This window comes from Pseudochelatococcus contaminans (assembly GCF_014195635.1).
Classification (GTDB): Bacteria; Pseudomonadota; Alphaproteobacteria; order Rhizobiales; family Beijerinckiaceae; genus Pseudochelatococcus; species Pseudochelatococcus contaminans.
Genome location: NZ_JACICC010000006.1, coordinates 198,617 through 212,908, shown reverse-complemented (window position 1 = coordinate 212,908; position 14,292 = coordinate 198,617). Strand labels below are relative to the sequence as shown.

Sequence of the window (14,292 nt, the reverse complement as noted above, 5' to 3'; positions counted from 1 at the left end):
ACAGAAGCACGCAGACAGGTGTTTGCCGTGCGCCTGAAAGCTAATCTGTGAATTCATGCGGTTCTAATGGCATCCGCGATGGCTTTGCCGCAATCCGTGGTGCTGGCGCGTCCGCCAAGGTCACGCGTGCGCAGGCCCGGCTCCTTCAGCACGGTTTCGATGGCGGACATGATGGCCGCCGCGGCATCCGCCTCGCCCAGATGATCCAGCATCATCGCGGCGGACCACACCTGCCCGATCGGATTGGCCACGTTCTGCCCGGCAATATCCGGTGCCGATCCATGAACCGGCTCGAACAGCGACGGATGATCGCCCTCCGGATTGATGTTGCCGGAGGGAGCGATGCCGATGGTGCCGGCGCAAGCAGGGCCGAGATCCGACAGGATATCGCCGAACAGGTTGGAGCCAACGACGACATCGAAGATCTGCGGCTTCAGCACGAAGTTGGCCGTCAGGATGTCGATATGGAACTTGTTGTGTGACACATCGGGATATTCCGCGCTGATCGCTTCCACGCGCTCGTCCCAATAGGGCATGGTGATGGCGATGCCGTTCGATTTTGTGGCCGATGTCAGCAACTTGCGCGGACGCTTGCTGGCGAGATCGAAAGCGAAGCGCAGGATGCGGTCCACACCATGGCGCGTCATCACGGTTTCCTGCAGCACAATCTCGCGCGCCGTGCCGGGGAACATGCGCCCGCCGACCGAGGAATATTCCCCTTCCGTATTCTCGCGCACGACCCAGAAATCGATATCGCCCGGCTTGCGCCCGGCGAGCGGACAGGGCACGCCCTCCATCAGCCGCACGGGCCGCAGATTGACGTACTGGTCGTATTCCCGGCGGAACTGGAGCAGCGAACCCCACAGCGACACATGGTCGGGAACGGTATCCGGCCAGCCGACTGCGCCGAAGAACAAAGCCGAGGGCCGGCCCAGACGTTGCTTCCAGTCCTCGGGCATCATGGTGCCGTGGCGGGCGTAATAATCGCAGCTGGCGAAATCATGCCATTGCTGGCGAACGGAAAATCCGAAACGGCTGGCGGCCGCTTCCAGCGCGCGCACGCCCTCCGGCATCACCTCCTTGCCGATGCCGTCGCCGGGAATGACCGCGATATCATAAGTTCTGTTGCTCATTTCCAACCCCATCAATGATGTCAGCGTCCGTTCAGCCCGCCGATGTGGAACGCCTTCGTTTCCAGATATTCCTCGATGCCCTCGCGCCCACCCTCGCGGCCGAGCCCGGATTGCTTGACGCCGCCGAAGGGCGCGACAGTCATGGAAATGCTGCCCGTATTGAGGCCGACCATGCCAAATTCGAGGTCTTCCGCCACCCGGAAGGCACGTTGCAGATTCTCGGTGAAGAAATATGCCGCCAGCCCGAACGGCGTGCCGTTGGCAATGGCGATGGCCTCGTCATCGGAGCTGAAACGGAACAGCGGCGCGACCGGCCCAAAAGTTTCCTCGTCCGCCAGCCGCATGTCCGTGGTCGCGCCCCGCAGCACGGTGGGCGCAACATAGCGATGTCCTGCGGGCAGATCGGCACGCGGCGTCAGGTTTTCCGCGCCCTTCGCCAGCGCATCCGCCACATGGGCGTTGATCTTATCGACTGCGGCATCGTTGATCATGGGGCCGATCTGCGTGCCGTCTGCGAACCCGGACCCGACACGCAGCGCCTGCACCCGTGCCGCGAGGCGGTCGGCAAAGGCGTCGTAAACGCGATCATGCACCAGCAGGCGGTTGGCGCAGACACATGTCTGGCCACCGTTGCGGAATTTCGAGGCCAACGCACCCTCCACCGCCAGGTCGAGGTCCGCGTCATCGAACACGATGAACGGCGCATTGCCGCCAAGCTCAAGCGAGAGGCGCTTGACTGTCGGCGCGCTGCCGGCCATCAGCAGCGAACCGACGCGCGTGGAGCCGGTGAACGACACCTTGCGCACGATGTCGCTATCCAGCAGCGTCTTGCCGATGGCGGCGGGCAGCCCGGTGAGGATGTTGATCACACCCGCCGGAATCCCTGCCCGCTCCGCCAGCACGCCCAGCGCCAACGCGGAATGGGGCGTGAACTCAGACGGCTTGACGACGACGGTGCATCCGGCCGCAAGCGCTGGCGCCACCTTGCGGGTAATCATGGCATTGGGAAAGTTCCACGGCGTGATGATGGCGCAAACGCCGACCGGCTCCTTCAGTGTCAGGACGCGCCTGTCCGTGGTGGGAGCAGGCACCGTGCCGCCATAGATGCGGCGCGCCTCCTCCGCGAACCATTTGATGAAAGATGCGCCGTAGCGAATTTCATCCCGCGCCTCCGCCAGCGGCTTTCCCTGCTCGGCTGTCATGATGCGGGCAAGATCATCCGCGTTCTCCAGCACGAGATCGTGCCAGCGCTCCAGCAGCGCGCCCCTTTCGGTGGAGGAGCGCTTGCGCCAGGTTTTCAGCGCCGCTTCCGCCGCCGCTATCGCGCCGGACGTTTCATCCGCCCCGGCGGCCGGCACGTTGGCGATGATCTCCCCGGTGGCGGGATTATCCACCGCCACGGTCTCGCCACTGGCGGCGCCAATCCACTCACCGCCAACAAGGCAGCGCGAAACGAACAAGGACTTGTCCTGAAGCTCAAGCATCTTGGTTCCCCGGTCCATGGCCATTGTCTGGCCATTGCATGGTGTGTTGAAAACTATTCCTCATCAAAGCCGACGACAGCCTTGATCTCACTGAATTCGTGCAGACCGAACTTGCCGTATTCGCGGCCATTGCCGGATTGCTTGTAACCTCCGAACGGGGCCGAGCCATCCCACGCGGACCTGTTCAGCCGCACCACGCCCGCGCGCAGTTGCGCGGCAACGGCGCGCGCTTCGTCCTGTTCGCCTTGCACATAGGCAGCGAGGCCGTAGGGCGTGTCATTGGCGATGGCGATGGCGTCTTCCACCGTTTCGTAACCGATGATCGACAGCACCGGCCCGAAGATTTCCTCACGGGCGATGGTCATATCGTTGGTCACGCGGGCGAACACGGTCGGCTGAACGTAATAGCCCCGGTTGAGATGGGCCGGACGCCCCGGACCACCGGCAACGAGTTGCGCCCCTTCCTCGATACCTTTCAGGATCAGCGCCTGAATACGGTCGAACTGCAACTCGCTGACGACCGGCCCAAGGTCCGTCGCAGGGTCTTCCGGCGGCCCGACACGCAGGGCGTCGGCGGCAGCAGATGCAACGCGAATGGCGTCATCCATGCGCTCGCCCGGCACCAGCATCCGCGTCGGCGCGTTGCAGGACTGGCCGGAATTGCCGAAGCACTTCAGCACGCCGTCGCGCACGGCATCGTCGAACGCGGCGCTTCGCAGGACGATATTGGGCGATTTGCCGCCAAGCTCCTGATGCACGCGCTTGACCGTGGGCGCGGCTGCTTCCGCGACAGCGACCCCGGCGCGGGTGGAGCCGGTGAAGGACACCATGTCCACGTCCGGATCGCTCGACAGCACTGCGCCAACGGTTGCCCCGTCTCCCTGCACCAGATTGAACACGCCAGCCGGCACGCCCGCTTCCTCCAGCACCTCCGCGAACAGGACTGCATTGAGCGGCGACACCTCGGAGGGTTTCAGTACCATGGTGCAGCCCATCGCAAGCGCGGGGGCGACCTTGCAGGCAATCTGGTTGATCGGCCAGTTCCACGGGGTGATCATGGCCACCACACCGGCTGCCTCGTGCACGATGCGCGTGGTGCCCTGCATCTCCTCGAACGGGAAAGTGCGGAACGCGCGGATCGTGGCTTCGAAATGGTGCAGGCCGATCCACGCCTGTTCCTGACGCGCCATGGTGCGGGGCGCGCCGATTTCGCGTGAGATGATATCACCGATTTCATCGTTGCGTCGCCGGAGGATTTCCGCAATGCGTTCGAGCAGCGCAAGCCTTTGCGCGCGCGGGATCTGCGAAAATCCCGGGAAGGCTCTGCGCGCGGCAGAGATCGCACGCCGGGCATCGGCCTTCCCGCCCAGCAGGACCGTGGCGAACGGGCGCTCGGTGGCTGGATCGATGACATCGATTGCTCGTCCCTCGATAGGGTCGACCCAGAGGCCGTCGATATAGAACTGATGCGCATGCTTCATGGTATCTCCTCCCTTCATGGTATCTCTTTCGCACCTGCGCGACGGGATCAGTGTCCCCGGCGTATGAAATCGGCAATCCGCTCGGCGATCATGATGGTCGGGATGTTGGTGTTCGCACACGGAATCGCGGGCATGAGCGAGGCGTCGGCGATCCGCAGATTGCCAACACCGTGAACCCGGCCCACAGGCGACGTAACCGCCGCCGGATCGCCCTCGCTGCCCATGCGGCAGGTGCCGGATGCGTGCCACGTCACTCCCACGTTGGCACGCACGAACGCCGTCAGCGCGGCGTCGTCCTGCAACAGGCCATGCATGGTCGTGCCCTGTGTGACGAGGGCATGCACCAGCGCCGCCCGCGCCGGGCCGGCGGCATCCAGCATGGCGGACAGCAGCCCGCGCTGGGCGGCGTTCCAACCGCCGGGAAGCGCTATTTTGGCGACGCGCGGAGAATAGCTGGACGGAAACACAGGGCCGATGCTGCTTGCGATGCGCGGATCGGACAGCACCTCCATCCCGAGCCGCAGGGCGGTTTTCAAACGCTCAAGGTCACGATTGTCCGACAGCAGGCGGAAGTCGACGAACGGCTCCGTTTCCGGTCTGGCATCCTTGAGTTTCAGGAAACCGCGCGAGAACGACTTGTTGACCCAGAAGAACATGCTGCCGATGCGCTGACCGACCGAATGCCAGCCCGAGCGCGACAGGATCGCCGCATGCATGTCTCCGGGAGGCGTATCCGGCAGGTTGGACGAATACCGCCACACGCCCTGCTCGTGATGCTCCGCCGCATCCCGAACACGCATGGCGGGCGGCAGATAGGCCGACACCGCGATGGACGGGTGCTCCATGAGGTTGGCTCCCACACCCGCCAGCGGCGCGACACATGGAACGCCGACCTCCTGCAACGCGTCGGGCTGGCCGATGCCAGAGCGTAGCAACAACGCCGGGGTATGGATGGCACCGGAGCAGACGATCACCTCCCCGGCATCGATTGTTCGGGACACGCCGTCAGGGCCTGCTATCTGCGCTCCGATAGCCTCCCGGCCTGCGAACAGGATGCGCTCCGCCTGATGGCCGGTGAGGATTGTCAGGTTGGGGCGCTGGCGCACCTGCGGCGTCAGATAGGCAATCGATGTCGGCAACCGCTCGCCCGCGTCGCTCACGGCCACCGCACCCCGAAAGCCGCCATCCTGCCAGATGCCGTTCTGATCGGGCCGCAGCGGATAGCCACGCCCGTCGAGCGTTCGCAGCACCCTGTCGACGAAGGGCGAAATCCGGTCGTCGGTGACACGCCGGATCGACAACGGGCCGCTTTTGCCGTGTAGAGACCCATCGAAATCCCGGTCGGCCTCGATGGCGCGGAAAAACGGCAGGCATGCGTCCCAGTTCCACCCGGTTGCGCCCAGCGCCTGCCACTCGTCATAGTCCGCCGGTGCGCCGCGATTGGCCATGAGCGCGTTGATTGCCGATCCGCCGCCCAGAAGTTTCGCCTGTTCGTAACGACGCGGCACGCGCCGCGCTGCCGCACCCATCAGTGCCTGCAACGACTGCCAGATATTGGACGTGTCGAGATAGGCCCGGCCGGGATAACGGCTGCGGATGTCGTCGGGAACGTCATCCGCGCTGATGTTACGCCCCGCTTCCACGAGGATCACCTCGCGCTGCGGGTCTTCGGACAGGCGGGCAGCCATGACGCACCCCGCTGAACCGCCGCCAAGGATGAGGTGAGTGGCCTTCATGTCCATCCGCCTCACTTCTTGCCGCCGGTGCGCGCATTCAGCGACAGCAGCATCACCAGAATGAAGGACGTTGCAGTCAGCAGCGAGCTGATGGCCGCGATGGTCGGGTCAATCTCGTCGCGCAGCGCCGTGAACATGCGCTTCGTCAGCGTCTGGTATTCACCGCCGGAGATGAACAGCGCCACCACCGTTTCATCGAGTGCCGATATGAAGGCGAACAGCGTGCCGGAGATCACGCTGGGACGGATCTGCGGCAGGGTAACGATGAAGAACGTCCTGAAGCGGTTCATACCGAGGCTGCGCGATACCATTTCCTGCGCCGGATCGAACTTGCGCAGCCCGACAAGCACCGCCGTCACCACATAAGGCAGTCCCAGCATCACATTGGCCAGAATGAGCCCGGTCATCGTCGCCAGCAGCCCGACATTGGCATAGACGAAAAAGATGCTGACGGCGGTGATGACGATGGGCACCACCAGCGGCAGGAACAGGATCACCTGCAGGTTACGCACCAGCCGCGACGACGTCATGTTGAGCGCGTAAGCGGCCGCTGTGCCCAGAACAGTGGCGATGACGGCGCTGGCCACCGCCACGATCAGGCTGACGCGCGTTGCCTGCATCCACGCTGCGTTGCCGAGATAGGCTTCATACCAGCGCAGTGACCAGGCAGGCGGCGGGAAGGCCAGAAAGCGTGAATCCGAGAACGACATGGGCACGATGATGACGACAGGGATCATCAGCCAGACGAGCACCAGCGCCACGAAGCCATAAAGAACCGAGCGGGAGAGTGTCATTGGCTCACCTCGTACCCATGATGCGCTCGAAGGGAACGAGCTTTGTCGACAGGCGGAAGATCAGGAAGACGCTGAGCAGCAGCACCACGCTGATGGACGAGGCCGCGCCCCATTCGTGATAGATTTCGATATTGCGCGACACCAGCATGGACACCATGAAAGTGCGCCCGCCACCGAGCAACTCCGGCGTGATGTAAAAGCCCAGTGTCAGCACGAACACCAGCACCATGCCCGCGATGACGCCTGGCATGGACAACGGCAGAAAAACGCGCGTGAAGACGAATACGGGACTGCCGCCAAGGCTGGAGCCAGCCATCGTCAGCTCACGCGGGATCTTCTGCATGGTGGCATAGAGCGGCAGCACCATGAACGGCAGCAGGATGTGAATGGTGGCGAGGACGGTGCCGAACTCGTTGTTGACCAGCAGCAGCGGGCTGTCGATCAACCCCATGTCCATCAACGCCGAGTTCACGAGGCCGCGCCTTTGTAGCAGGATGAGCCAAGCATAAGCGCGCACCAGCACGCTCGTCCAGAAAGGCAGCACCACGGCGGCCAGAATGAGGACGCTCCAGTGGCGCGGGGCCATCGAGGCCGCGTAGGCGACCGGATAACCGAGCAACAGCGTCACCACCGTCACGATTATGGCGATCCGGAATGTCTGCAGGAACGATATCAGATAGATGTCGTCCGTCAGAAACCGCTGGTAATTGACCAGCGTGAAGCCCCCGTCGGCGCGAATGGATTGCCAGGCGAGCCAGAGCAACGGGAGAACGAGCAGGCAGATGACGATGGCAAGAGCTGGCGCCAGCAGCAACAAGGTCAGCCGCTGCTCCCGGCGTTCATGAAGTATTTCGGGACCCGTATGGGAAACGGCCATGGATGTCCCTCCCGATAGTGAGCGTGTAGGGGGGTGAACGGCGCAGCCCGGATCGTGGCCCGGAAACCGGACCGGGATCGCCGCCCGTCAGTGGAACAGCCGGTGCGGATCGCAGCAGCGTCCGCACCGGAGACCGTCAGCGCTGAATGAACGAGGCCCAGCGCCGCTGCGCTTCTTCGCCCTCCGGCGAACTCCACCATTCCTCGGAGACCAGCGCCTGCACAGCCGCGTTGGCCGGCGAGCTTGGAAGCTGCGCCGCGCGCTCCGGGCTGATCTTACCCGTATCGTAGGCTGCGGGGTTGGCCGGGCCGTAATCGATATAGGTCGGGAAGTTGGCCTGGATTTCGGGCGTCAACGCCGCATTGACGAACTTGACCGCCGTATCGGGATTGGGCGCGTTCTTGAGAATGCACAGCGACGTGAATTGCAGCAAGCCGTCGTTGAAGGTGTAGCCGACTGGCGCACCTTCCTTCTCCACGGCGGCGACACGGCCATTCCACGCCATCACGAGATCGGCCTCGCCATCGGCGAGAAGCTGGGCGGACTGCGCGCCGGATGTCCACCACACTGTGATATGCGGCTTGATCTCGCCCAGCTTGCGGAAGGCGCGATCCACATCGAGCGGATACAGCTTGTCGCGCGGCACGCCGTCTGCGATCAGCGCCGCCTCAAGCGTGGCGAGCGGATGATTGCGCAGCGCGCGCGTGCCGGGGAACTTCTCCACGTCCCAGAAATCGGCCCATCCCTGCGGCGGCTTATCGCCATACTTGTCCTTGTTGTAGGCCAGAACGCTGGAATAGAACTCGTAGGCCACAGAATACGGGCTCTTGTAGTCATCCGGCAGGTCCGAGGCATTGGGAATCTGCGCGAAATCGAGCTTCTCGATGAAGCCTTGCTCCCCGCCGCGGATGCAGTCCTTGGTCGGGGTGTCGATCACGTCCCAGATCGGCTTGCCCGTCGCCGCCTGCGTGCGGATCACCGGCCAGGCATCCGGCGAACTATCCTGCCGGATCGTGATGCCGAGCAGTTCCGCAACCGGGTTCAAAATGGCCTTTGTCTGCGCCTCCTGATAAGCGCCGCCCTGCGAGACGAACGTTATCTGCTGCGCCTGCACCGCCCCTGCGGCCAGCATGGCCACGGAAGACAGCAAGGCAACCGTCGTGAATTTCATGCGCATCGTTGTTCTCCTCTGGTTATTATTTGGAATGACGTAAAGCACGAACACGAACACTTCATTTTTATCAAAGCGTGGACAACTCTATATCCGCATTACCCTTTCTTCATTCTGGACATACTGCATACAACCGGCTGGTGAGCATGCATCAACGCCCTGCTGCATCCAGAAACTGATACCACCCCGCAACGAGCCGCACGGCAGGTTCCCGCAGGCCGTAGAATGGCACGTTCCTGAGCGGCAGCGCCGATATCAATCCTGCGTCGACTGCTTTTCCGGTCACGATTCCGGCAACATATCGTCCCATGTTGGAGGCCATGGCAACGCCCGTGCCGTTGTATCCGACGCAGTAGACGACACGCTCATCCAGCCTTCCGACATGGGGGAGACTGTCCAGCGTCATCGCGACCAGCCCTGACCAACGGTGCGTGACACTCACCGATGCCAGTTCAGGAAACTGCCGCACCATTGCCTTGCGCAGCGCGGCAAAAGCACTTTCTGAATCCTGCTTTCCGAACGCACCCCGGCCGCCATACAAAAGCCGGCCGTCATACTTGCGGAACCAACGCATCATGCGCCGGGTCTCGGTATAGCTGCGGTCGGTCTTCAGCAAAGGCTCGCCGGGGGTTCCGGCAAGCGGAGCGGTGGCGATCATCGCCGAGCGGAAGGGAATGATCGCCTTGCGCACCGGGGCCGTGGCGGAGGTGAGATCGGAATAACCATCGGTTGCGATCACCACCTGCCGCGCCGTCACCGTTCCTGTCGGCGTTCGAACGACAACACCCTGCCCGTTTTGTTGAATGCCGGTGACGGGCGACTGCTCGAAAATCGCCACGCCGTCGTTTTTGAGGCCTCCCGCCAGTCCGAGCACGAAGTTCAGCGGGTGGATGATGCCGCCGTGGGTGTTCAGCATCCCGCCGACGAAGTCTCGCGAGCCGGTTTCCTCCGCCACCTCCCCGGCCTGCAGGATCGAGCAGCCGGTATCGCCCAGCTCGCGTTCAAGCCACAGGGTCTCATCCTGCAAAGCCTTGAACGTCAACGCGTTGTGGGCGCAGCGCAACGAGCCGTTGGGGCGATAATCGGCTGATTCTATGTCGTAGGCACGCGTCAACTCGCCGACATGGTCGATGGCCTCCAGCGCAAGATCATGCATGCGCCGTGCCGTGTCCTTGCCGAACCGGCTGGCGATGTCCGGGTAGCTGATGCGGAACTTGCCGGACACGACACCGCCGTTGCGGCCACTTGCGCCCCAGCCGATGCGGCTGGCTTCCAGCACCACCGGCTGAAGGCCAGCCATGGCGAGATAACGCGCGGTGCCGAGCCCCGTATAACCGCCGCCGACGATCGCGACATCGTAGTGATGATCCCCTGTCAGGCGTCCGAATGCCGGACGCTCGACAGCCGTATCCTGCCAGAGAGAGTGAACGTCGGGAAATGGCGGTATGGAGTTCATGTTCGGCACCGATTGTTCTGACGTCAGGCCGCGGCCCTGGTCGTGATGCCGAGTTCCGCGTCGACGGCATCGGCGAGTTGCTTCAGGCTGGAGAAGTGGAAGTCGGGCTTCGTCACCTCACGCGGCTCGGGCGTACCGCCGAAGCCTTTCAGCCCCTGCCGGCGCTCGATCCAGCACGTTGCGTAACCAAGCGAACGGGCGATGCCAATGTCATGGTACTGGCTCTGCGCCACGTGCAGGATCTCCGACTGCTTGTAACCAAGGGCCGACTGACGCCCCTTGTTGAAGGCGAAGAACTCGGGCGCGGGCTTGGCGTAGCCGGTTTCATCGCAGGTAACGCCATCATGGAAAGGGTTACCCAGCGTTTCGGCATAAGCGGAGAAAGCCGTGCGGTCAGCGTTCGTCATCGCGACAAGGCGGAAGTTCTTGCGCAGCCGGGCCAATGCCTCGGCGGAGTCGGCGAAAGCGGGCCAACGCAGGACGGCGAGCTGAAACGCATCGGCGGTGGCGTCGTCATTGTTGAAACCGGCCTCGTTGGCGAGCGAGAGATAGACATCCTTCATTGCCGAAGACGAGCGGCCATAGAATTTTTCACGCCCGCGCAGGTAGGGCTGAAAAATCTCATCGTCGGTTGCCTGGCTGGCCTTTTCGCCGCCGAGGGCGCGGACAGCGTCCAGCACACCCTTTTCGAAGTCAATCAGCGTCCCCACGACGTCGAACGTCAGTACCTTGAAATTCGTGATCTTCATGATGATCCCTTTCAGCAATAGCCCGGGCGCACGCGTGCCATCGGCGAACGCCTGCCCGCCCGAAAGTTTCGATGTCTTTTGCCAAGATCGTCTCCGGGAAGCCGGCGTCACGCCCTCCCGGAAGCGCGTTACGCCTGCGGCACCACGACGGTATCGTCCGGGTGCAGCAGAACCGTAATCGGTTCGCCAGGCTGCTTCAGAAGCCGCCGGCCAGAATGGTTGCTCGGAAGCCGCAGGCTGAGTTCGCCGCCGGTATCGAGCGTGATGAAAACGCGGATGCTCTCGCCCTGATAGAGCGTGTCCTTCACGGTGGCATGCAACACGTTGACATTCGTGTCGTGATTGCCGTCCGAAACTATGAGCTTTTCCGAATGCACCGCGAGAAACAGCTTGTCGCCCGTCGGCACCGGCTGGGTGGAGCGCAGAAGCGTATCGCCAAGCGCTGCCGTGTCGGCACTTTTGCGCACGACCGGCAACAGCGTCGCCTCGCCGATGAAGCTCGCCACGAAGGAATCCGCCGGCCAGTCGTGCAGGCGTTCCGGCGTATCGATCTGGGCGATGCGGCCCTTGTTCATGATCGCCACCCGGTCACTCATCGTCAGCGCCTCGCGTTGGTCGTGGGTGACGTAGATGATCGTGGCGTCAAGCTTGTGGTGCAGTTGCTTGAGTTCGATCTGCATCGTCTCGCGCAATTGCTTGTCGAGCGCCGAAAGTGGCTCGTCCATCAGAATGAGGCGCGGCTCGAAGATCATGGCCCTTGCCAGCGCCACACGCTGGCGCTGGCCGCCTGAAAGCTCATGGATCTGCCGCTGGCCATACCCGGACAGCTCGACCATCGCCAACGCACCTTCCAGCTTGTCGGCCCACTGTGACTTGGGCACATGCCGCGCCCGCAGCGGAAATGTAATGTTGTCGGCCACATTCATATGCGGAAAAAGGGCGTAGTTCTGAAAAACGATGCCGATGTCCCGCTTGTGGGGCGGCGCATATGTAATATCCACTGTTCCAAGATGGATGCTGCCGGATGTCGGCTGAACGAAGCCCCCCAGAATGCCGAGAAACGTGGTCTTGCCGGAGCCCGATGGCCCAAGGATGGAAACGAATTCACCCGGCGCGACCTCAAGGCTGACATTATCGAGCGCCAAAAAGTCATCGTAAGATTTCGTTGCTGAGCGTACTGATACGCCAACAGGCTCCCGAAATGATAATTTCGACATGCTATTCCACTACAGGTTGTCAGTTCAGAAGCATAACTATGCAACTGACCATCTTGTTAGCGAAAACTCGCACAAAATCGCGGCAGGCCGGACCATTTTACAGCCTCTGAAGCGCGCCGCGTTCCCCTTTATTCTTGTCATAGCGCTGATCGCGTTATTGACTGACTTCACCAAAGATTAATTACCCGTGCAATTGAAAAATAATCCACCCTGATGTTACATGGTGTAATGGACAAGCTCAGACGTCGCCTCCCTTCCATGAACAGCCTCTTCACCTTCGAGGCAGCTGCGCGGTTCTGTAATTTTTCCAAAGCGGCGGAGGAGCTTAACGTGACTCCGGCGGCTGTCAGCCGCATGATTTCGCGCCTTGAGGAACACCTCGGAATCGCGCTTTTCGTGCGCCAGCCAGGCGGCGTCGATGTGACCGCGCCGGGACGCATTCTGTTCGACGCCATCGCGCAAGGATTCTCAGGTATCGATAACGCCTTGCGCGAAATCGAGGATCACAAGACCGGCCTTGAGACCATTACCCTCTCGGCTTCGACCGGCTTCACGACGCACTGGATGATGCCGCGCATGGCGGATTTCAAACGTGCGTTTCCCAAAGTCGACCTGCGGTTTCAGCTCGTCATGGGAGAACTGGCGGGCGAAGTTCACGACGTTGATATCGGCATGCGTTTCGGGTCAGGCCCGGACGCCTTGCATGAAGCCGCTTATATCATCCCCGAAATCCTGATTCCGATCAGCAACAACAGTTATCGCGACAATCATCTGCGTGATGGCTCGTGGTGTCAGGAAATCGACAAGCTGGCGCATCTCGATGATATGCGCATGGCATGGTCGAACCTGTTCGTGCCGGGCAACGTCAACGATTCGATGAAGTTTCTCGACTACGCCATCGTGGTGCAGGCCGCTTTGCTTGGGCAGGGCGTCGCCTTCGGCTGGCTGAACGTCATCGCGCACTGGTTGAGCACCGGCGCGCTTGTGCCCGCAAGGCCATGGCTGATCGTGACTCAGCGCCAATGCCTGTTTCTGCGCTCACGCAAAAAACCCTTGCGCCCTATCGTTGCCGATGTGCAGGACTGGATCATCGCGGAGCTGAACAGGGACGTGATGGGCGTCAATGAACGCTATCCGGAACTTGGCCTGAAACCTATCATCGAGAAAAACGCCAAAGGCTGACGCAGATATTATAGTGAATACAATATGAATACATGTTCAAACGCGATAACGTTGTGTTTCTGACTGTTTCTGACACCTCGGCAAAAACAATCGGGAAACAAATTCACTCGCGGGCTGAATAAGCCGGAAACAAACGTCGGTAATCGTGCCGCTTCATGAAGGAGACATGAATGCACGCTTACCCCTTTGGCCGGATGCGGTGCCGCTGGTCGATGATCGCGCCGCGCGGCCTGCCGCCCTATTCGCGAACCACGAAAACCCTGATGGGACTTGGCGTTATCGCAGTGGCTGGCGTTGCTCTCGCATGGACGCTCATTATGCCCGAAGCACCCAAGCCACGGGACGGCTACGCCCTCGTGCGGCTTCGGACCGTTGAGGCGCAGGCGGAGCAGATAGAGGGCGATTACATCCTGCTTGCCGGCGATTCACACGTCGAGCGGCTCTATCTTCCCCAGCTCTGCGGGTTGCCGACGCTCAACGCCGGTCTTTCCGGCGCCACACTTGCAGAGGTCGTGCCGTTCCTCACAGCGGCAAAGATCAGGCCGCCGAAGCTGGTTCTGATCTCGGTGGGCACGAATGACGCCCATCTCAAACGCGCCCCCAATAGTGACAGAAGCCTGAACCGCTTCCGGCGGAATTTCGATGAGCTGTTATCGATCCCGCAATGGGAGGCCACGCCCATCGTCATATCGCAGGTGCCACCGTTGCGGGAAACCGATAACCCCGAGTTCTCCGCAACGGCGATTGCCGCGTTCAACGCCATTGAGAACGACGCCTGTGACGCCGGAAAATGCCGGCGCATCGAGTTGTTCCCGCAGGACTGGCACCCCACGTCACCCATCGTGACCGCAAACGTGGCGGAGGCGCCCGGCCCTCTGACATCGCAGGAATCGTTCCACGCGCCCGACGGCATCCACATCAACCGGCTGACCGACAGAATATTGGCCAAATCCGATGAAATCTGCGGCGCTCTTGCCAACTGAGGCACCAAACGTGGATGCCGGGGCAGCAG

General features: G+C 62.0%; 12 protein-coding genes. 2 read left to right on the top strand and 10 right to left on the bottom strand.

Translation table 11 applies throughout. The annotated features are described in order from the left end of the window. Positions 1 to 53: 53 nt before the first annotated feature. The 10 genes from FHS81_RS13030 to FHS81_RS12985 form a co-directional block, all read right to left on the bottom strand. Positions 54 to 1,133 (bottom strand): tartrate dehydrogenase, encoded by a 1,080-nt coding sequence (locus tag FHS81_RS13030; RefSeq protein WP_183753606.1) that lies wholly within the window; start codon positions 1,131 to 1,133, stop codon positions 54 to 56. 20 nt (positions 1,134 to 1,153) lie between these two features. Next, positions 1,154 to 2,617 carry an NAD-dependent succinate-semialdehyde dehydrogenase gene (locus FHS81_RS13025; RefSeq protein WP_281374501.1) on the bottom strand — a complete coding sequence of 488 codons (1,464 nt, stop codon included), beginning with the start codon at positions 2,615 to 2,617 and terminating at the stop codon, positions 1,154 to 1,156. A 53-nt stretch (positions 2,618 to 2,670) separates the two neighbouring features. Then, positions 2,671 to 4,098 (bottom strand): aldehyde dehydrogenase family protein, encoded by a 1,428-nt coding sequence (locus FHS81_RS13020; protein ID WP_183753602.1) that lies wholly within the window; start codon positions 4,096 to 4,098, stop codon positions 2,671 to 2,673. A gap of 47 nt (positions 4,099 to 4,145) precedes the next feature. Then, positions 4,146 to 5,834, bottom strand: a complete 1,689-nt coding sequence (locus FHS81_RS13015; protein WP_183753600.1) for a GMC family oxidoreductase — start codon at positions 5,832 to 5,834, stop codon at positions 4,146 to 4,148. Between the two features lie 11 nt (positions 5,835 to 5,845). Further along, complete coding sequence (locus tag FHS81_RS13010; protein ID WP_183753598.1) at positions 5,846 to 6,628, bottom strand: ABC transporter permease; 783 nt, start codon at positions 6,626 to 6,628, stop codon at positions 5,846 to 5,848. A gap of 4 nt (positions 6,629 to 6,632) precedes the next feature. Next, positions 6,633 to 7,505 carry an ABC transporter permease gene (locus FHS81_RS13005; protein ID WP_183753596.1) on the bottom strand — a complete coding sequence of 291 codons (873 nt, stop codon included), beginning with the start codon at positions 7,503 to 7,505 and terminating at the stop codon, positions 6,633 to 6,635. Between the two features lie 136 nt (positions 7,506 to 7,641). Further along, positions 7,642 to 8,682 (bottom strand): ABC transporter substrate-binding protein, encoded by a 1,041-nt coding sequence (locus FHS81_RS13000; protein ID WP_183753594.1) that lies wholly within the window; start codon positions 8,680 to 8,682, stop codon positions 7,642 to 7,644. Between the two features lie 145 nt (positions 8,683 to 8,827). Further along, positions 8,828 to 10,132: an NAD(P)/FAD-dependent oxidoreductase gene (locus FHS81_RS12995; protein WP_183753593.1), complete on the bottom strand. Its 1,305-nt coding sequence runs from the start codon at positions 10,130 to 10,132 to the stop codon at positions 8,828 to 8,830. A 23-nt stretch (positions 10,133 to 10,155) separates the two neighbouring features. Then, positions 10,156 to 10,881 (bottom strand): HAD-IA family hydrolase, encoded by a 726-nt coding sequence (locus tag FHS81_RS12990; protein WP_183753591.1) that lies wholly within the window; start codon positions 10,879 to 10,881, stop codon positions 10,156 to 10,158. 128 nt (positions 10,882 to 11,009) lie between these two features. Continuing rightward, positions 11,010 to 12,098 (bottom strand): ABC transporter ATP-binding protein, encoded by a 1,089-nt coding sequence (locus tag FHS81_RS12985; protein ID WP_183753589.1) that lies wholly within the window; start codon positions 12,096 to 12,098, stop codon positions 11,010 to 11,012. Between the two features lie 228 nt (positions 12,099 to 12,326). Here FHS81_RS12985 and FHS81_RS12980 point away from each other — a divergent pair, with 228 nt between their 5' ends. Continuing rightward, positions 12,327 to 13,280, top strand: a complete 954-nt coding sequence (locus FHS81_RS12980; RefSeq protein ID WP_183753588.1) for a LysR family transcriptional regulator — start codon at positions 12,327 to 12,329, stop codon at positions 13,278 to 13,280. A 170-nt stretch (positions 13,281 to 13,450) separates the two neighbouring features. Then, positions 13,451 to 14,263: an SGNH/GDSL hydrolase family protein gene (locus tag FHS81_RS12975; RefSeq protein WP_183753586.1), complete on the top strand. Its 813-nt coding sequence runs from the start codon at positions 13,451 to 13,453 to the stop codon at positions 14,261 to 14,263. Positions 14,264 to 14,292: the final 29 nt, after the last annotated feature.

What these genes read in the sequence shown, in the direction of transcription:
- FHS81_RS13030 (WP_183753606.1), bottom strand. Translation starts at nt 1,133, where the DNA reads ATGAGCAACAGAACTTATGATATCGCGGTCATTCCCGGCGACGGCATC.
- FHS81_RS13025 (WP_281374501.1), bottom strand. Translation starts at nt 2,617, where the DNA reads ATGCTTGAGCTTCAGGACAAGTCCTTGTTCGTTTCGCGCTGCCTTGTT.
- FHS81_RS13020 (WP_183753602.1), bottom strand. Translation starts at nt 4,098, where the DNA reads ATGAAGCATGCGCATCAGTTCTATATCGACGGCCTCTGGGTCGACCCT.
- FHS81_RS13015 (WP_183753600.1), bottom strand. Translation starts at nt 5,834, where the DNA reads ATGAAGGCCACTCACCTCATCCTTGGCGGCGGTTCAGCGGGGTGCGTC.
- FHS81_RS13010 (WP_183753598.1), bottom strand. Translation starts at nt 6,628, where the DNA reads ATGACACTCTCCCGCTCGGTTCTTTATGGCTTCGTGGCGCTGGTGCTC.
- FHS81_RS13005 (WP_183753596.1), bottom strand. Translation starts at nt 7,505, where the DNA reads ATGGCCGTTTCCCATACGGGTCCCGAAATACTTCATGAACGCCGGGAG.
- FHS81_RS13000 (WP_183753594.1), bottom strand. Translation starts at nt 8,682, where the DNA reads ATGCGCATGAAATTCACGACGGTTGCCTTGCTGTCTTCCGTGGCCATG.
- FHS81_RS12995 (WP_183753593.1), bottom strand. Translation starts at nt 10,132, where the DNA reads ATGAACTCCATACCGCCATTTCCCGACGTTCACTCTCTCTGGCAGGAT.
- FHS81_RS12990 (WP_183753591.1), bottom strand. Translation starts at nt 10,881, where the DNA reads ATGAAGATCACGAATTTCAAGGTACTGACGTTCGACGTCGTGGGGACG.
- FHS81_RS12985 (WP_183753589.1), bottom strand. Translation starts at nt 12,098, where the DNA reads ATGTCGAAATTATCATTTCGGGAGCCTGTTGGCGTATCAGTACGCTCA.
- FHS81_RS12980 (WP_183753588.1), top strand. Translation starts at nt 12,327, where the DNA reads ATGGACAAGCTCAGACGTCGCCTCCCTTCCATGAACAGCCTCTTCACC.
- FHS81_RS12975 (WP_183753586.1), top strand. Translation starts at nt 13,451, where the DNA reads ATGCACGCTTACCCCTTTGGCCGGATGCGGTGCCGCTGGTCGATGATC.